This is a genomic window from Amycolatopsis sp. NPDC000009 (assembly GCF_055563465.1).
Map to the genome: position 1 here is coordinate 200,238 of NZ_JBVHDI010000005.1, position 18,556 is coordinate 218,793.

Here is an 18,556-nt window from a genome sequence, read left to right on the forward strand (position 1 = left end):
GACCGCTGGGTAACTTCGATCGGCATGACGAGTGTGCTGATCGTAGGGACGGGCTTCGGCGGGGTCGGGACGGCGATCGAGCTCAAACGTGCCGGGTTCGACGACTTCACCATCCTGGAGAGCGCCGGCGAGCCGGGCGGCGTCTGGCGGGAGAACACGTACCCCGGCGCGGGCTGCGACATCCCGTCGCCGCTGTACTCGTTCTCCTACGAGCCCAATCCCGACTGGCCGAAGCGGTTCTCGCTGCAACCGGACATCCACGAGTACCTCAAACGCGTGGTGCGCCGCTACGGGCTCGAACCGCACATCCGGTTCGGCGTCCGTGTCACCTCCGCGGCCTTCGACGAGGAGCGCGGTCTCTGGCGGGTGGAGACCGCGGGCGGCGAGACGTTCGAGGCGAACGTCTTCGTCCCCGCCGTCGGCCAGCTTTCGCGCCCGGTCCAGCCGGACATTCCCGGCCAGGAGACGTTCAAGGGCGCCAGTTTCCACTCCGCGCACTGGGATCACGACGTCGACCTGCGCGGCAAGAAGGTCGCGGTGATCGGCACCGGCGCGAGCGCCATCCAGTTCGTGCCCGAGCTCCAGCGCCAGGCGGGCGAGCTGACGGTCTTCCAGCGCACCGCGCCCTACATCATGGCCAAACGGGACACGAGTTACCGGCGCTGGCAGCAGCGGCTGTTCCGGCATCTCCCGGCAACACAGCTGCTCGGCAGGCTGCGGATCTTCCTCCTCGCCGAGTACGCGACCTACGCGATGACCAAACATCCGTTGCTCGCCAAGGTCTTCGAACTGCGGACGGCCCAGCTGCGCCGCCGTCACATCAAGGACCCTTCACTGCGCGAGAAGCTCACCCCGGACTATCCGCTGGGCTGCAAGCGGATCCTGTTCACCAACGAGTACCTGCCCGCGCTGGCGCAGCACAACGTCGCCGTGGAGACGCGGCACATCAGCGCGATCACTCCGTCCGGGGTGCTCACCGAGGACGGCGTCGAACACGAAGCCGACGTCATCGTCTACGGGACAGGTTTCGCGGCGACCGATTTCCTCGGTGAAATCAAGATCGAGGGGCTCGGTGGGCGGGCGCTGTCCGACGCGTGGAAAGGCGGCGCGCGGGCGTACCTCGGCATGGCCGTGCCGGGTTTCCCGAACCTGTTCTGCGTCTACGGGCCCAACACGAACCTCGGCGCGGGCTCCATCATCTACATGATCGAACGCCAGGCCCGCTACATCCGCCAAGCCGTCGAGCATCTCGCCAGACCCGAAGTGTCCTATATGGACGTCGTGCCGGAGGTCGAGCAGGCCTACGACGAGGAGATCCAGCGACGTCTCGGGCGCAGCGTCTGGACGTCCTGCGCCAGCTGGTACCGCCAGGAGAACGGCCGGGTGAGCACGAACTGGCCGGGCCTGGTCACCGAGTACGACCGCCGGACGAAGAAGCTCGACCTCGGCGACTACCGGACGGCGGGAGCGCGATGAACTACGACGTGCTGGTGATCGGCTCCGGTTTCGGCGGCAGCGTGACCGCGCTTCGGCTCACCGAGAAGGGGTATCGCGTCGGCGTGCTGGAGACCGGCCGCCGGTTCGCCGACGACGAGTTCGCGAAGACGTCTTGGCGGCTGCGAAAGTACCTCTGGGCCCCGAAATTGGGCTGTTACGGCATCCAACGGCTCACGTTGCTGAAGAACACCTTCGTGATGAGCGGCGCGGGCGTCGGCGGCGGGTCGCTCGTCTACGCGAACACGCTCTACGAACCCCCGGACACCTTCTACCAAGACCCGCAGTGGGCGCACATCACCGACTGGAAGGCCGAACTCGCCCCGCATTACGACCAGGCGAAACGGATGCTGGGGGTGAGGGAGAGCCCGCTGGTCACCCCGGCAGACCGCGTGCTGCGCGAGGTCGCCGAGGACATGGGCATCGCCGACACCTACCGACCCACCCCGGTCGGCGTCCATTTCGGCGAGCGCGACGTCGACCCTTTCTTCGGCGGCGAGGGTCCGCTGCGGAAGCCGTGCACGCACTGCGGCGAATGCATGACCGGCTGCCGGGTCGGCGCGAAGAACACGACCGTCAAGAACTACCTGTACCTGGCGGAGAAGGCGGGCGCGGAGGTCCATCCGCTGACCACCGCCCTGTCGGTCCGTCCGATCGACGGCGGCTACGCGGTCGATACCGTCCGAACGGGACGGTGGGCCCGCAAGGGCAAGCGGACTCTCACCGCCTCCGAAGTCGTGTTCGCCGCCGCTTCCCTTGGCACGCAACGGCTTCTGCATTCCTTGAAGGATTCGGGAACGCTGCCGAACCTGTCACCGCGGTTGGGTTTGCTCGCCAGGACGAACTCCGAGGCCGTGCTCGCCGCGCGTTCCCTGCGGAAGGACACGGACTTCACCCGCGGCGTCGCGATCACGTCGTCGATCCATCCCGACGCCGTCACGCACGTCGAACCGGTGCGTTACGGCAAGGGCAGCAACTTCATGGGCCTGCTGACGACGGTGCTCGTCGACGCCGAGCCGGGGAAACGCCGGTGGGCGCTGGGCGCGCGCGAACTGTGGCGGAACCGCCGGCGGCTGGTGCGGCTGCACAACCCGCGACGCTGGTCGGAACGGATGGTCGGGCTGCTGGTGATGCAGACGCTGAACAATTCCGTGACCACGTACACGAAACGCGGGCTCTTCGGCCGCCGGATGACCACGAAGCAGGGCGTCGGCGAGCCGAATCCTGAGTGGATCCCGGCCGGGCACGAGGTCACCAGGCGGGTGGCGGACAAGATCGGCGGGCTGCCGCAGGGCGCGTGGACGGATCTGGCGAACATCCCGATCACCGGACATTTCATCGGCGGCTGCGCGATCGGCGACAGCGCCGAGACCGGCGTCGTCGACCCGTACCAGCGCGTGCACGGCTACCCCGGGCTGCATGTCGCGGACGGCTCGGCGATCTCGGCGAACCTCGGGGTGAACCCGTCGCTCACCATCACCGCGCAGGCGGAACGCGCGATGTCGTTGTGGCCCAACAAGGGCGAGGCCGACCCGCGGCCGCCGCTCGGCTCCCCCTACCGGCGCCTGTCCCCCGTCGCCCCGCTCAAGCCCGTCGTGCCCCCACACGCCCCGGCCGCCCTGCGCCTCCCCCTCACCCCGCTCTGACCTCACGCATTTAGGGGTCCTAACAGAATGATCTTGGGTGTGGTTTGATGCCGTGTCTCGGTGTTCTTCGGTGAGAGGTGGGCTGGGTGGGGCAGCGGCGTCCGTGGGAGGTCGATGACGCTCTGTGGGAACGGATCGAGCCGTTGTTGCCGCGGGTGGAGCGTCGGTTTCGGCATCCTGGGCGTAAGCGGTTGGACGACCGTAAGGCGTTGTGCGGGATCATGTTCGTGCTCTATACCGCGATCCCGTGGGAGTTCCTGCCGCAAGAGCTGGGCTATGGCTCAGGCATGACCTGCTGGCGCCGGCTGCGGGACTGGACCGAGGCCGGGGTGTGGCAACAGTTGCACGAATTGCTTCTCGCGGAGTTGCATGCGGCGGACCTGCTGGATTGGTCGCGTGCGTCGGTCGACGGATCGCATGTGCGGGCGTTAAAAGGGGGCCGAAAACCGGCCCCAGCCCGGTAGACCGAGCCCGCACCGGGTCGAAACACCACGTGATCACCGACGGTACCGGGATCCCGCTGGCGGCCACCCTGACCGGCGGGAACCGGCACGACGTCACCCAGTTGATGCCGTTGATCCACGCGATCCCGCCGGTCCGGGGCCGTCGTGGACGGCCCCGTCGTCGGCCCCGCCGGATCTACGCCGACCGCGCCTACGACCACGACAAGTACCGACGCCTTGTCCGTGCCGTAGGCATCACCCCTGCCATCGCCCGCCGCGGCGAGGAACACGGCTCCGGCCTCGGCGTGCACCGGTGGGTCGTCGAGGGCGCATTCGCTCTGCTGCACTGGTTCCGGCGCCTGCGCATCCGATGGGAGGTCCGCGACGACATCCACGAAGCCTTCCTCACCCTCGGCTGCGCCATCATCTGCTGGCGCAGACTCAAGACCCACTCATTCTGTTAGGACCCCTTAGTCCTCTGGATGCGGTAGTTCGCCCTGCCAACTACCGCTTCCAGAGGACTAAATGCATGAAGTGGAAAGGGCGGGGCACCGTCGCCCGCGCGACGGCGGTGCCCCGCCCCGGTCTACTGGGGCGTCACGGGAGGCCGGCCAGGCCCGCGCTCACCGTGTTCGACCACGCGTAGCCCTGCGAGGCGTCCCAGTTGATCGACCAGGTCATCGCGCCCCGGATCGCCGGGTACGTCGTCGAGGGCTTGAACGAACCGCAGTTCGTGCCCTTCGCCAGGCAGTTCAGCGCGTTGACCGTGTTGCCGGGCGCCTGGTAGCCGCCACCGGCCGCCGAACCCGACGCGGGCAGGCCGAGCCCGACCTGGTCGGCCCGCAAACCGCTCTGCAGCTGGATGCAGGCCAGCGCGGTGAGGAAGTCCACCGTGCCCTGCGAGTAGACCTTCTGGTCACAGCCGAGCATCGTGCCGCTGTTGTAGTACTGCATGTTGACGATCGTCAGGATGTCCTTGACGTTCAGCGCCAGCTTGAAGTACTCCGCCGCCGGGCTCTGCATGTCGATCGTCTGCGGCGCCATGGTGATGATCGAGCCGCCCGCCGCGTGGATGCTGCGCAGCGCCTGCGCCATGTAGGTCGCGTTGACGCCGTTCTCCAGGTCGATGTCGACGCCGTCGAAGCCGTAGGTCGCGATGAGCGACTTCATGCTGTTCGAGAAGTTCGTCGCCGCGGCCGAGGAGTCGACGCGGATCGTGCCCTTCTCACCGCCGACGGACAGGATGACCTTCTGCCCACGCGCCTGCGCCGTCTTGATGTCGGCCTTGAACTGCGCGTCGGTGTAACCGCCGAGCTGGCTCGACAGGCCGGAGTCGAGGGTGAAGCTGACCGCGCCCGGCGTGGCCGTCGCGTCGGCGAAGGACACCGCGATGATGTTGTACTTCGTCGGGACGTCGGCGAGCTTGAGCGCCTTCGCGCCGTTGTAGAAGTTCTGCCAGTAGCCGGTGATCACGTGCTTGGGCAGGTTCCCGGTCGGCGGGGTACTCGTCGTGGTCGTCGGCGGGTTGCTGGTCGTGGTGGTGGTCGGCGTGGTGGGGGTCGTCGGCGTCGTGGTGGGTGAGCCGCCGGGGCCGTCGAGGTTCACGTCGTCGGCGAAGTACGCGGGCTGGCCGTACCAGCCGTGCAGGTAGATCTCGACGCTCGTGGTGGACGCGCCGGTGGTGAAGCTCAGCGAGAGCTGCGACCAGCTGCCGCCACCCGGGGTCCAGGTGTTCTTGTCACCCGTCCCGGTGCCGGTGACGCCCAGGTAGGTGTAGCTGCCCTGCACCCACGCCGAAAGCGTGTACGCGGTGTTGGCCTTCACCGCCACGCTCTGCGAGCAGCGGGCGTTGTCCTGCCCCGCCGGGGTGGCGCTGAGCGCACGCGTGCCCGAGTGGACCGGCGTGGTGACCACCGCGTTCGCTCCGGTGCAGGTCCAGCCGCTCGTGGTCCCGAGCTCGAAGCCGGGGTTGGTGAGGATGTTGGCGGCCGAGGCGCTGCCCGAGACCGCGAAAGTCACCCCCAGGCACACGGCCAGTGACGACAGCAGGGCGAGGAACGCGTGTTTGGGCTTCACTTTCACGACTGGCCTCCACGAACGGGTGATGTCGGCCACATCAAAATGGTACAGACCAATACAACTGTCAAGGGTTCGGTTAGGGGAGGCCATACGAAAGTCGGCTCGGCGCGAGCGGCAGAATGCAGGGTCCGAGAGCACCCGAGGGCGGATTCAGGAGCGTGGGAGTGAGCGTGCAGGGCCTGCAGACAGTCGAGCAGAAGATCGCCGAAGAACTCGGTGTGCGCGAAGGGCAGGTCAAGGCGGCCGTCGACCTGCTGGACGGCGGATCGACCGTGCCGTTCATCGCCCGGTACCGCAAAGAGGTCACCGGGATGCTGGACGACACCCAGCTGCGCACGCTCGAAGAACGCCTCCGCTACCTGCGGGAACTCGGCGAGCGCAAGGTCGCGGTGCTGGAGTCGATCCGCAGCCAGGGCAAGCTGGACGAGGCGCTCGAAGCGTCGATCATGGCGGCGGACACCAAGTCCCGCCTCGAAGACATCTACCTGCCGTACAAGCCCAAGCGGCGGACGAAGGCGATGATCGCCCGCGAGGCCGGTCTGGAGCCACTGGCCGACGGGCTGCTGAGCGACCCGGACACCGACCCGCAGGCCGCCGCCGCGGTGTTCGTCGACGCCGACAAGGGCGTCGCGGACGCGCAGGCCGCGCTGGACGGCGCCCGCGCGATCCTCGTCGAACGCTTCGCCGAGGACGCCGACCTGATCGGCGAACTGCGCGAGAAGATGTGGGCGGAAGGCCGTCTGGCCTCGAAGGTCCGTGACGGCAAGGCCGAAGAGGGCGCGAAGTTCTCCGACTACTTCGAGTTCTCCGAGCCCTACACCAAGCTCCCCTCGCACCGCATCCTCGCGATGTTCCGCGGTGAGAAGGAGGAGATCCTCGACCTCACCATGGAGTCGGAGGAGCCGTCGGAAGAGCCGCGTACGGGGCCGACCGAGTACGAAAACCGCATCGCCCACAAGTTCGGCATCTCGAACGAAGGCCGCCCGGCCGACAAGTGGCTCGGCGACACCGTCCGCTGGGCGTGGCGGACGAAGATCCTGCTGCACCTGGGCATCGACCTGCGGATGCGGCTGCGCCAGTCGGCCGAGGACGACGCCGTCCGCGTGTTCGCCGCGAACCTGCGCGACCTGCTGCTCGCCGCCCCGGCGGGCACGCGCGCCACGATGGGCCTCGACCCGGGTTTCCGTACCGGGGTCAAGGTCGCCGTCGTCGACGCGACCGGCAAGGTCGTCGCCACCCACGTGATCTACCCGCACCAGCCCGCGAACAAGTGGGACCAGTCCATCGCCGAACTCGCCGCGCTGTGCGCCCGGCACAAGGTGGACCTGATCTCGATCGGCAACGGCACCGCGTCGCGCGAAACCGACAAGCTGGCGGGCGAGCTGATCAAGAAGCACCCGGAACTGAAGCTGACCAAGGCCGTCGTCTCCGAAGCGGGCGCGTCGGTCTACTCGGCGTCGGCCTTCGCTTCGCAGGAGCTGCCGGGCATGGACGTCTCGCTGCGCGGCGCGGTCTCCATCGCGCGGCGGCTGCAGGACCCGCTGGCGGAGCTGGTGAAGATCGACCCGAAGTCGATCGGTGTCGGGCAGTACCAGCACGACCTGTCCGAGATCTCGCTGTCGCGTTCACTCGACGCGGTGGTCGAAGACTGTGTGAACGCCGTCGGCGTGGACGTCAACACCGCGTCGGCGCCGCTGCTGACCCGCGTCTCGGGCATCACAACGACCCTGGCGGAGAACATCGTCGCGCACCGCGACGAGAACGGTCCGTTCAAGACCCGCAGCGGGCTCAAGGAGGTCGCGCGGCTCGGCCCCAAGGCCTTCGAGCAGTGCGCGGGCTTCCTCCGGATCCCGGACGGCGACGACCCGCTCGACTCGTCCTCGGTGCACCCGGAGGCGTACCCGGTGGTTCGGCGGATCCTGTCCTCGACCGGCACGGACATCCGTTCGCTGATCGGCAACTCGCGGACGCTGCAGGCGCTGAAGCCCACGGAGTTCGTCGACGACACCTTCGGTCTCCCGACGGTGACCGACATCCTCGCCGAACTCGAGAAGCCGGGCCGCGACCCGCGTCCGGCGTTCAAGACCGCGACCTTCGCCGACGGCGTCGAGAAGATCGGTGACCTCAAGCCGGGTATGCGCCTGGAAGGCGTCGTGACGAACGTGGCCGCGTTCGGCGCGTTCATCGACGTCGGCGTGCACCAGGACGGCCTCGCGCACGTCTCGGCGCTGTCGAAGAACTTCGTCAAGGATCCGCGTGAGGTCGTGAAGCCCGGCGACATCGTCAAGGTGAAGGTGCTGGAGGTCGACGTGCCGCGCAAGCGGATCTCGCTGACCCTGCGGCTGGACGACGAGCCCGGCAAGCCCGCTCGCGAGCAGGGCGGCGGCGGTCGTGACCGCGGCCAGGGCGGTCAGCGTCAGGGCGGCGGTCAGCGTGGCGGCCAGGGCGGCCGTGGTGGCGGCCGGGACCGCGGCGGGAACTCCGGGGGCGGCGGCGCCATGGCGGACGCGCTCCGGAAGGCCGGCTTCGGCAAGTAAGGCTCAGAAGTCCGTGAAGGCCTCCTTCCCTACCCTCAAGGTAGTGAAGGAGGCCTTCACGGACTTTTAGGGATTCATCGCGTAGGTGCCGGAGAGATCGCGGACCAACGACCACACGTGGTCGAAGCGCGCCGCGTCGACCACCGGCTTGCGGATCGAAGCCAGCGCGAGCGCCTGCTGCGCGTCCGTCGAGGACGACTTCCCGTGCAGATCGATCGCGGTGACGCTGAAGTCCTGCACCAGGATGGCGAAGATCTGATCGACGACCTCGGTCTCGATCCCGGTGATCTCCGCCTGCTCCAGCACCAGCTGCCCGTACACGACCAGCGTGAACAGCTCGGTCAGCGCGAGGCCGAAGTCGATGTCCTGCTGCTGCGCCTCGTCGGGAGCCGCGTCGGTGAACAGCTTCACCAGCGCCTCGGCCTGCTCGGTGAACCGCGCGACGTTCGGGATCGCGGACGCCTTGGCGTAGGCCTCGCGCCAGTCGTGGAACCGCACCTTCGAGAGCCCGCGCGCGGGACCCTGGCGGAACAGGAACTCGTCGTCGGCCGCGTCGGAACGGGTCGGCACCGGCTCGTAGGCCTGCGGCGCGAACAGGTACGCGGGCACGAACTTCGCGATCAGCGCGAGGTTCACCGCCACCGTGCCCTCCAGCTTCGGCAGGCCGTCGATGTCGTTCTTGGACATCGCGAGATAGGTGTCGGCCTCGAAACCCTTGGCCGCCACCACATCCGCGACCAGGCCGATGACCTTCTGCGCCTCGGTGGTCACCTTCATCTTGGTGATCGGGTTGAACAGCAGGTACCGGCGGTCGTCCGCGTTCGCGCTGCGGAAGTAGTCCACGGCACGGTCGGAGAACAGCTTCATCGCGACGAGCCGCGCGTACGCCTCGACGAATTCCCTGCGCACGTGCGGGAAATCGGTGACCTTCTTGCCGTAGAGCACCCGGTTGTGCGCGTGCGTGATCGCCTCGTACAGCGAGTGCGTCGACATCCCGATTCCGCCGAAGCACAGGTTGAACTTGCCGATGTTGACCGTGTTCAGCGCCGCCGAGAACGCGTCGGCGCCGACGTGCAGAATGTCCTCTTCGGACACCGGGTAGTCGTTCAGCTCGAACTCGGCGACGTACATCTGCGACGGCACGACGTTCTTCACCACACGGTAGTTCGGGTGTTCCGAGTCCGCGTAGAAGAACACGTACTGATCCGGCCCTTCGACGCCGTCGATGCGGCCGAACACGGACACGGTCCGCGCGCAGTTCCCGTTGCCGATGTAGTACTTCGACCCGTTCGCGCGGTAGCCGCCCTCGCCGTCCGGGGTGAGCACGAGGTCCGACGAGTAGATGTCGGCCCCGTGCTCCTTTTCGGACAGTCCGAACGCGGCGACGCCGCCGGCCGCCAGCGAGTCCGCCGCGCGTTTGCGGGCGGCCTCGTTCGCGCTCTGCCACACCGGGCCCAGGCCGAGGATGGTGACCTGCCACGGGTACCAGTAGTTGAGCCCATAGAAGCCGAGGATTTCCGACAGGGCCGCGACCCGCGCGGTGTCCCAGCGCTTGTCGGGATTCCCCTCGGCGTTCGCGCCGGGAGTGAGGAACGTCGAGAACAGGCCTTCCTTGCCCGCGAACTCGATGAAGTCCGCGTAGAAGGTCCGGTCGTGGTAGTCCTCGACGAGCTTGCGCTTGCCACGCTGTTCGAACCACTCGATGGTGGCACGCAGCAGGCGACGCGTCTCCGGGTCGAACTGCCGTGGGTCGTACCCACCCGGGTTCAGCAACAACGCGGTCGCCTTTTCGCTCATGGTCACTCCTGGTCAGCCGAAGTTACTACCCGGTAACCGTAGCGCCTCGCTTCGCCGTCCGGCCACCGAACTCGACCGAAGTCACCCGTCCACGCTCGTCGCGCAGGAACCGCGCGGTGGGCTTGCGGGTGTCCGCGGCCGGGGCGATCGCGTCTCCGCCCACGAAAACGGCCTCGAACGGCGGAGGCGACGGGAAGTCCTCGATATCGGCGACCAGCTGGGCCCAGAGGGCGCCCTCCCGGTCGCTGACCACGAACGCCAGGTCGCCGGTCTGGTAGCGGCCCAGGTACTCGGCGACGTCCGGCTGGGGCACCGGCGGCGGGGTCGCGAGCGGCGGCAGCCCGACCAGGTGTTCCAGGCACCAGTCGACGATCTTCGCGCCGAGCGCGGACCCGCCCGCGCTGTTGGTCAGCACCGTGACGGCGAAGTCGTGTTCCGGCACGGTGACGAAGTCCGACAGCTGCAGGTTGCTCACGTTGCCGCCGTGCCGGACCAGCCGGGCGGCGCCATGGGTCGTGTGCAGCCAGCTCAGCCCGACCTCTTCGAAGCGCAACGCGGCCTTGCGTTGCGGCGCGCGCATGAGGTCGCGGGTGGCCTCGCTGATCGGCGGCTCGCCCTCGGCTTCGCCGGTCAGGAAGAACCTGGCCCACTTCAGCTGGTCTCCCGCCGTCGACCACAGTCCGCCGCTCGCGCTGTCCGCACGGGTCAGGCCCACGGTGTGCTCGACCGCCGGTTCGCCGTCGCGCAGCACGTGACCGACGGCGTGACGACGGGTGAGCACCTCCCACGGCAGGTAATACGACTCGGTCATGCCGAGTGGTTCGAGCAGCCGGGCGCGGACCACGTCCTCGAAGGGTTCGCCCGCCACCACCTCGACGACCCGTCCGGCCAGCTGGAATCCGGCGTTGCAGTAGGAGAACACCTCGCCCGGCGCGAAGTTCTGCGGCAGGTCACCGAACTTCGCGATCGCGAGGGCCAGCGCGTCGTCACCCCACCCGGTGGTGAAGTCGACGTCGCCGAGGAACCCGGCGGAATGGGTGAGCAGATGACGCAGGGTCACCGTCTCGCGCGCCACCGGATCCGCCAGCGGGAGATCGGGGAGGTACTCGACGACGGGCTTGTCCAGGTCCAGCACACCGTCTTCGACCAGGGCGAGACCGGCGGCCGCGGCGAAGGTCTTGCTGGTGGAGCCGATCATGAACAACGTGCCCGGATCGACCGGAAGCCCGGTGTCCACACTGGACACTCCGGTGGCGATCACCGACTCCTCGCCCCGGTACGTCACCCCCACCACCGCTCCGGGCACGTTCGCGCGACGCGCCTCCTCGTCGAGCACCCCTTGCAGTTCCTGAACGTCCGACACCCGTGTCCCCTTTCGTCCGGTCGGACCAGCGTTTCACCGCGACGCCGCGTCCGGCTCGTCCGAACCGACGAACATCACCGGTCCGGTGCGGGCGATATCACGTAGCCCGGGAGATCACGACCCAGTACACTGGCCTTGCGGTCCGCTCAGTTCTGCCTCGGGCCGCGTTTCGTTGTCGAAGACCACGCGCCGCGGCCCCCGAGGTCTGCGCCGGGCAGGACAACCGTCCTATCCTTACGGAGATACCAGGGCGCCCGTGCGCCCACACGCTTATGAGCACACCTACTTTCACCGAACTCGGCCTGCCCAAGACCCTCGTGGACTCGCTCGCCGAACAGGGCGTCACCAGCCCGTTCCCGATCCAGGCCGCCACGCTGCCGCATTCGCTGGCCGGCCGGGACGTCCTCGGCCGCGGCCGCACCGGCTCCGGCAAGACGTACGGCTTCGTGCTGCCCGTCCTCGCCCGGCTCGCCGAAGGCCCGACCCGCCGCCGCCCCGGTCGCCCGCGTGCGCTGGTCCTGGCGCCGACGCGCGAACTGGCGACCCAGATCGAGGCGTCGTTCCTGCCGCTGGCCAAGCCGCTCGGCCTCAAGGTCACCACGATCTTCGGCGGCGTCAGCCCCAACCCGCAGATCACCCGCCTGCGTGACGGCGTGGACATCGTCGTCGCCTGCCCCGGTCGTCTCGCCGACCACATGCGCTCCGGCGAGGCGAAGCTCGACCACGTCGAGATCACCGTGCTGGACGAGGCCGACCACATGGCCGACCTCGGCTTCCTGCCGGACGTCCGGCGCATCATGGCCGAGACCCCGGAGCGCGGGCAGCGGCTGCTGTTCTCCGCGACCCTCGACGCGGGCGTCGACGTACTGGTCAAGCGCTTCATGCACGACCCGGTGACGCACAGCGTCGACTCGGCCCAGTCGCCGGTCTCGACGATGAAGCACCACGTGCTGCACCTGGAGGAGACCCACCGGCTGCCGGTGCTGATCGACCTCACCGCCGCGCCGGGCCGCACGCTGGTGTTCACCCGCACGAAGCACCGCGCCAAGCAGCTGACGCGCAAGCTCATGGCCTCCGGCGTGCCGGCGGTCGAACTGCACGGCAACCTCGGCCAGACGGCGCGCACGCGGAACCTGGAGGCGTTCGCCTCCGGCGCGGCGAAGACGCTGGTCGCGACCGACATCGCCGCGCGCGGGATCCACGTCGACGACGTCACGCTGGTCATCCACGCGGACCCGCCGGTCGAGCACAAGGCGTACCTGCACCGCTCCGGCCGGACGGCGCGGGCCGGTGCGTCCGGCACCGTCGTCACGCTGATGACCGACGCGCAGGTCGGCGACGTCCGCGACCTCACCCGCAAGGCGGGTATCAAGCCGACCACGACGCAGCTCGGCCCCGGCCACCCGCTGCTGTCGGAGCTGGCGCCCGGTGACCGTTCGTTCACCGCTTCGCCGCGGCGGCCGATCGTGGACACGCGGCCGAAGCGGGTCAGCGCCAGCGGCGAGGCGATTCCGGGCAAGGGCGACGACGAAGACCGGCCGGCGGGCCGTGGCCGCGGTCCCCGCACCGGTCGCGGACGTGGCCCCTCCGCCGGTGGCCGTGGCGCCTCCGGTGGCGGCCGTGGTGCCTCTGGTGGTGGCCGTGGTGCCTCCGGTGGTGGCCGTGGCGCTTCCGGCGGTGGCTCTGCCGACGGCCGTTCGCGTCAGCCTCGCGCCGAGGGCGACCGTCGCGGCGCCTCCGCCGGCCAAGGCCGTCGTGCGGCCGAAAGCATCGGACGTCGCGAAGGCGCGCCCAAGGGCGGCCAGGCCCGTCGCGGTTCCGCCGAATCCCAGCCTCGCCGGGGCTCCGGCGCCGCCAAGGCGCAGTCCTCGCGGAACCAGTCCGGCGGCGCTCCGGCCCGGCGCGGCGGTGCCGCCGCGTTCTCCTCGGGGACCCGCGCCGGCTCGCGTCGCTCGCGCTAGCCCTCCCCTGCGTCGAACACGCGAGTTACGCCTCCAAGCACGCGAGTTACGCCTCCAAGCACGCAAGATCCGCCTTCGGTGACGCGTGATCGGATGGCCGACACGCGTGATCCGGCGGACGACACGTGAGTCGTCCGTCTGATCACACGTGTCGTCCGTCTGGTCACGTGAGTCGGCCGTCTGATCACATGTGACGGCCGCCGGATCACACGTGACGGCCAGCGGGACTCGCGTGGCTGGAGGCGTAACTCACGTGCCTGGGGGCGTAACTCGCGTGCTTGAGGACGGAACTCGCGTGATCGGGGGCGTAACTCGCGTGCCTGGGGGCGTAACTCGCGTGGCTGGGCCGGATCACGCCTGCCGGGCGGCGGCGCGGGCTTCGGCGGCCGCCCGACGCTCCTCGAAGCGCGAAGCCTGCGTGTCGAGGACCTTCAGGAACTGGTCGAGTTCGTCCCGCGCCTTTTCTCCCACCTCGCCGAGCCCTTCGAGCTCGAAGATCTTCCACTGCCGCAGCAACGGCCAGATCACCTCGTCGTGGTGGATCCGCAGGTCGTAGATGCCCGCCTTCGCGATCAGCGCGGCCTTCCGCACGAAGCTCGGGATCACCGCGCCCGGCATCTGGAACTGGACGACCTCGTCGGTGATGGCGCGCATCATCGCGTCGGGTGAAAGCTCCAGCGACGCCTGCACCAGGTTCCGGTAGAAGAGCATGTGCAGGTTCTCGTCCATCGCGACCCGCGCGAGCAGCTTCTCGCACAGCGGATCCTCCGTGTATTTCCCGGTGTTGCGGTGCGAAATCCGCGTCGCCAGCTCCTGGAAGGACACGTACGCGAAGACGTTCAGCAGCTCCTTGTCGCCGCTGTCGTACCCGGCCTGCATGGTCTCCATCCGCATGCGCTCCAGCTCGACCGGGTCCACCGCGCGCGTCACCAGCAGGTAGTCGCGGATGCAGATCCCGTGGCGGCCCTCCTCGGCGGTCCAGCGATGCACCCACGTGCCCCACGCGCCGTCGCGGCCGAAGGCGCGCTCGATCTCGCGGTGGTAGCTCGGCAGGTTGTCCTCGGTGAGGAGGTTGACCTCCAACGACGTCCGCGCGATCGGCGACACCCGCGACTGCCCGGGATCCCACGCCTCGCCGCCGAGATCGGCGAAGTTGCGGCCCTCGTCCCAGGGCACGTACTCGTGCGGCATCCATTCCTTGGCGACCGTGAGATGCCGGTTGAGGTTCTCCTCCACCGTCCCCTCGAGCTCGAGCATCAGCCGGGTGGTTTCGGGGACCGCCATGCGTCTCGTCCTTCCAGGGTACGGAAAACGCCTACCTACGACACCGTAACTTACGGTGTCGTAGGTAGGCCACCTCCGGAAGGTGAACGCTCAGGAGCTCGCCAGCTTCGGCACCAGCTGCTCGATCGCGTAAGGGATGCTCAGCACGGTGTTGAACGAGATCGCGGCGCCGACCGGCGGGTTCTCGTAGGTGATGAACAGATCCCGCTTCTCCGCCGACACCTTCAGCTTCCGGTACACCGGATCGGCCCGCACCCTGGTCTCCGCGTTCACGTCGGAGTTCAGCCACACCAGGCGATCCGCGTCGAACAGGTCGAACCGTTCCGACGAGACCTCGACGACGTTGTTCTCCGGTTTGCTCAGCGCCTCGACCGGTTCGAACGGCCGGAAGCCCAGCTCGGTCATGAAGATCATCTTCGGGTCGGTGGTGGTGAACGCGGAGAACTTGCCCGCTTCGAAGGTGTCGGCGACGACCATCGTCAGCTTCGCGAACTCCGGGTGTTCGGCCCGCGCCTGCGCGAACCGCCGGTCGATCCCGGCGATCAGCTCGTCGGCCTTCCGCTGGAGCCCCAGCGCGCGGCCGACCATCCGGGTCGTCTCCTGCCACGGCGCCGCGTAATCCTCGTACTTCGGCGGCTGCGCGACGACCGGCGCGAGCTGCGAGAGCTTGTCGTACTGCTCTTTCTTCATCCCGCTGTACTGGGCGAGGATCAGGTCCGGTTTCAGCGCGGCGATCTTCTCGAAGTTGAAGTCGTCCCGTTCGCCGACGACCTCCGGCTGCTTGTCACCCCAGCGAGCCTGGGTCCACGGCCACTTCCCGTACGGCCGCTCCTTGAACCAGTCGACGGCGCCGACCGGCCGGATCCCGAGTGCCAGCACGGCGTCGTGATCGGACAGGCCGAGCGTGACGATCCTCGAAGGCTGCTTCTCGACCGTCGTCGACCCGTATTTGTGCTCGACGGTCACCGGGAAGGTGCCCCGGGCCTCCGGCGGCACCGAGGTCTCGTCGGCCGATTGCGAAGAACCGCAACCGGCCACCAGCAACGACGTCATCAACGCGGTCAGGGTCGCCTTGACCCGCACCCCAGTAACGGACATGCGGGTAAGGCTAGCCTGCCCAAAGTCCTAAAGGGACGCGGTGAGACCACGGGCACGCAGGACCGACCGTTCCAGCGGCCGGAACACCACCAGTTCGATCCCGACGCCCACCAGCAGGATCAGGAAGATCGCCGAGATCACGCCTTCCATGCTGTTGAACGACGAGCCCTCGTAGAGGTACGCGCCGAGGCCCTTGCCGAGCGCCGGGGACAACGCGATCAGCTCGGCGGCCATCAGCGAACGCCACGAGAACGCCCAGCCCTGTTTGAGCCCGGCCAGGAACCCGGGCAGCGCGGCGGGCAGCAGGATGTGCCGCGCCGACGAAAGCCGGTTCGCCCCCATCACCTGGCCGACCCTCGGCAGGATCGGCGGGATCTGGTCGATACCCGAGACCAGACCGTTCGCGATCGAAGGCACCGACCCCAGCAGGACCACGAAGTAGATCGAGGCGTCGTTCAGCCCGAACCACAGGATCGCCGCGGGCACCCACGCCACCGACGGCAGGCTCTGCAGCCCGGTCAGGAACGGGCCGACGGCGGCGCGCACGATCCGGACCTTGGCCACCAGCAGGCCGAGCGGAGTCCCGATGACCACGCCGATCAGGAAACCCAGCGCGGCCCGGTGCACCGACGTCCAGACGAACTCGAAGATCTCACCGTCGACGGTGATGCCGACGAGTTCACCCCACACCGCGAGCGGCGCGGGCAGCATCGACTCCGGCCAGAACGCGGCCGCCCACAGGGCCTGCCACAGCGCGACCAGCAACGCCAGGAAGGCCACCGGCGGCACGAAGCCCCGCAGGAATCGCTTTCCCCGGCTTTCCCGGCGTTCCCCGGCCGGGGTGTCGAGCGAATCGAGTCCAGCGCCGACGGCTTCGTCGGCGTCCTCCACCGCGGTTTCGGGGCGGTCAAGCCGCGGCATGGGTACTGATCACCTCCCGGAGGTGACCGGTGATCTCCAGCGTCAGCTCCTCGGCGTCGGAGGCCTGGACGTCGCGCCATTCCCGCACGACCCGGCCCGGTCGCGACGAAAGCAGCACGACCCGCTGGCCGAGCCGGACGGCCTCGCGGACGTCGTGGGTCACGAACAGCACCGACGTGCCGGTGCTGCGGTAGACGCGCAGCAGTTCACCCTGCAGGACGTCGCGGGTGATGGCGTCGAGCGCGGCGAACGGCTCGTCCATCAGCAGCAGCGACTGCTCCGGGTCACCGCCGACGCGCAGGGTGGCGGCCAGCGCCCTGGCGAGCGCGACGCGCTGCCGCATCCCGCCGGACAGCTCGTGCGGCCGCTTGCCGCCCGCGCCGCCGAGCCGGACGAGTTCGAGCAGCTCGGCCGCCTTTTCGCGCCGCTCGGCCCGGCCGAAACCGGCGAGGCGCAGCGGCAGTTCCACGTTGCGGGCCGCGGTCAGCCACGGCATCAGCGCGGCCTCCTGGAACATGACCGCGGGCCGGGAGGTCTCGAGCGTGATCGAGCCCGACGTCGGCCGGTCGAGACCGGCGACCAGGTTCAGCAGGGTGCTCTTGCCGCAACCCGAGGCGCCGAGGAGGCAGACGAACTCGCCGGGGGCGACCGTCAGGTCCATCCCGTCGAGGGCCACGACGGCGCGCCCGGTCGGCCCGAAAGCCTTCCGGACCCCGTCGAGGCGTACGGCGACACCGGTGGACAGGCCGGGCTCCAAGGTGGTCGTCATCGCTGATCCCCTCCGGTCACTTCGTCAGTCCGGGCGCGTTCACGCCGGGCTTGCCCTGCTCGGAGAGCACGGCGTTGAGCGGGCCGAAATCGGCGAACCCCTTGAGGTCCACCGCGGACTTCACCACGCCCGCGGTCACCGAGTCCTGCGCGAGCTGGCTGAAGGTCGACGCCACCGGGTCGATGCCGAGTTCGATACCGGAGAACGCGCGATCGAGGACGGCCTCGTTCAAAGTGCTGCCCGCCAGCGTCTTGAGCTCGCCGTTGACCACCTTCTTCGCCTCGGCGGGGTTGGTCTTCGCCCACTCGATGGCGGCGAGTTCACCCTTGAGGATGGCGGTGACGGTCTCCGGGTGCCGCTGCAGGAACTCGCTGCGGACGATCACGACCGTGGTCGGGAACTTGCCTTCCGGCCACAGCGTCTTCTCGTCCAGCAGGACCTTCGCGCCTGCGTCGAGCACGAGCCGCGAGGACCACGGCTCCGGCAGCCAGCCGCCGTCGAGCTCGCCCTTCTTGAAGGCGTCGAACGTCTTCGGGTTGTCGAGGTTCGTGACCTTGACGTCCGGCAGCTTCTTCTCGGCGACGAACTTCTTGAGCGCGACGTCCTGGGTGTTCGCCAGCGACGGCGTCGCGATGTTCTTGCCGGTGAGCTGCTCGGGCGCGGTGATCTCGGGCTTCACGACCAGCTGCGCGCCGCCGGTGACCGCGCCGGAGACCAGCTGGATGGCGCCCTTAGACTTGGTGAAGGCGTTGATGGCCGGGCCGGAGCCGATGAACGCGATGTCGAGCGAGTCGCCGAGCAGCGCGTTGACCTCTTCGGGTCCGGCGTTGAACGTCTGGGTGGTGAGCTTCGTCGAGCCGAGTTCCTTGGCGAAGAAGCCGTTCTTGGTCCCGATCAGCGCGGGCGCGTGCGTCACGTTCGGGAAGTACCCGAGGCGCACCTCGGCCGCGGCCCCCTGGCTCTTCTGCTCCACCCCGGTGCCCCGATCGGCACGCGAACACCCGGCGATCCCACTGGCCAACGTCAAGGCGGCGAGGACCGCGGCCGGCCAGCGGGTTCTGTGGTGGGTGTGCACGGGGGGTCGCCTTTCGGAGGGTACGACTCGGCTCGGGTGGTGGCGCGAGAGTCGCATGTTCACCCACGTGCCTGCATCGCCATCCGAAT

At 68.8% G+C, this 18,556-nt stretch carries 13 protein-coding genes; 5 read left to right on the top strand and 8 right to left on the bottom strand.

The window, feature by feature from the left end:
* The first annotated feature begins 18 nt into the window (after positions 1 to 18).
* The 3 genes from ACZ3HL_RS16920 (at position 19) to ACZ3HL_RS16930 (ending at position 4,047) form a co-directional block, all read left to right on the top strand.
* The gene (locus tag ACZ3HL_RS16920; protein WP_465532237.1) at positions 19 to 1,476 is read left to right on the top strand and encodes a flavin-containing monooxygenase; all 1,458 of its coding nucleotides are present in this window, start codon (positions 19 to 21) and stop codon (positions 1,474 to 1,476) included.
* A complete protein-coding gene (locus ACZ3HL_RS16925; RefSeq protein ID WP_465531888.1) occupies positions 1,473 to 3,140 on the top strand; it encodes a GMC oxidoreductase in 1,668 nt (555 codons plus the stop codon). The genes ACZ3HL_RS16920 and ACZ3HL_RS16925 overlap by 4 nt, the downstream gene beginning before the upstream one ends.
* A gap of 86 nt (positions 3,141 to 3,226) precedes the next feature.
* Positions 3,227 to 4,047 (top strand): IS5 family transposase gene (locus tag ACZ3HL_RS16930; protein WP_465531890.1). Its coding sequence is split into 2 segments (ribosomal slippage): positions 3,227 to 3,569 and positions 3,569 to 4,047, totalling 822 coding nucleotides; the frame shifts between segments, so codons are not numbered across the junction.
* A 133-nt stretch (positions 4,048 to 4,180) separates the two neighbouring features.
* On the opposite strand, the gene ACZ3HL_RS16935 is transcribed toward ACZ3HL_RS16930, so the two are convergent.
* The gene (locus ACZ3HL_RS16935; RefSeq protein ID WP_465421889.1) at positions 4,181 to 5,665 is read right to left on the bottom strand and encodes a chitinase; all 1,485 of its coding nucleotides are present in this window, start codon (positions 5,663 to 5,665) and stop codon (positions 4,181 to 4,183) included.
* A gap of 161 nt (positions 5,666 to 5,826) precedes the next feature.
* Here ACZ3HL_RS16935 and ACZ3HL_RS16940 point away from each other — a divergent pair, with 161 nt between their 5' ends.
* Positions 5,827 to 8,199, top strand: a complete 2,373-nt coding sequence (locus ACZ3HL_RS16940; protein WP_465421891.1) for a Tex family protein — start codon at positions 5,827 to 5,829, stop codon at positions 8,197 to 8,199.
* Between the two features lie 66 nt (positions 8,200 to 8,265).
* On the opposite strand, the gene ACZ3HL_RS16945 is transcribed toward ACZ3HL_RS16940, so the two are convergent.
* Positions 8,266 to 9,996: an acyl-CoA dehydrogenase gene (locus ACZ3HL_RS16945; protein WP_465531892.1), complete on the bottom strand. Its 1,731-nt coding sequence runs from the start codon at positions 9,994 to 9,996 to the stop codon at positions 8,266 to 8,268.
* 25 nt (positions 9,997 to 10,021) lie between these two features.
* Positions 10,022 to 11,359, bottom strand: coding sequence for a serine hydrolase domain-containing protein (locus ACZ3HL_RS16950; RefSeq protein ID WP_465531894.1), 1,338 nt, complete (start codon positions 11,357 to 11,359; stop codon positions 10,022 to 10,024).
* Between the two features lie 272 nt (positions 11,360 to 11,631).
* Here ACZ3HL_RS16950 and ACZ3HL_RS16955 point away from each other — a divergent pair, with 272 nt between their 5' ends.
* A complete protein-coding gene (locus tag ACZ3HL_RS16955; RefSeq protein ID WP_465531896.1) occupies positions 11,632 to 13,320 on the top strand; it encodes a DEAD/DEAH box helicase in 1,689 nt (562 codons plus the stop codon).
* A gap of 351 nt (positions 13,321 to 13,671) precedes the next feature.
* On the opposite strand, the gene ACZ3HL_RS16960 is transcribed toward ACZ3HL_RS16955, so the two are convergent.
* The 5 genes from ACZ3HL_RS16960 to ACZ3HL_RS16980 all read right to left on the bottom strand — a co-directional run bounded on the left by ACZ3HL_RS16960 (position 13,672) and on the right by ACZ3HL_RS16980 (position 18,467).
* Positions 13,672 to 14,604: an acyl-ACP desaturase gene (locus ACZ3HL_RS16960; protein ID WP_465531898.1), complete on the bottom strand. Its 933-nt coding sequence runs from the start codon at positions 14,602 to 14,604 to the stop codon at positions 13,672 to 13,674.
* Positions 14,605 to 14,694: 90 nt separating this feature from the next.
* Positions 14,695 to 15,702: an iron-siderophore ABC transporter substrate-binding protein gene (locus tag ACZ3HL_RS16965; RefSeq protein WP_465531900.1), complete on the bottom strand. Its 1,008-nt coding sequence runs from the start codon at positions 15,700 to 15,702 to the stop codon at positions 14,695 to 14,697.
* A gap of 27 nt (positions 15,703 to 15,729) precedes the next feature.
* Positions 15,730 to 16,623, bottom strand: coding sequence for an ABC transporter permease (locus ACZ3HL_RS16970; protein ID WP_465531902.1), 894 nt, complete (start codon positions 16,621 to 16,623; stop codon positions 15,730 to 15,732).
* Positions 16,610 to 17,392 (bottom strand): ABC transporter ATP-binding protein, encoded by a 783-nt coding sequence (locus ACZ3HL_RS16975; protein WP_465422296.1) that lies wholly within the window; start codon positions 17,390 to 17,392, stop codon positions 16,610 to 16,612. The genes ACZ3HL_RS16970 and ACZ3HL_RS16975 overlap by 14 nt, the downstream gene beginning before the upstream one ends.
* 16 nt (positions 17,393 to 17,408) lie before the next feature.
* Positions 17,409 to 18,467: an ABC transporter substrate-binding protein gene (locus ACZ3HL_RS16980; protein ID WP_465531904.1), complete on the bottom strand. Its 1,059-nt coding sequence runs from the start codon at positions 18,465 to 18,467 to the stop codon at positions 17,409 to 17,411.
* Positions 18,468 to 18,556: the final 89 nt, after the last annotated feature.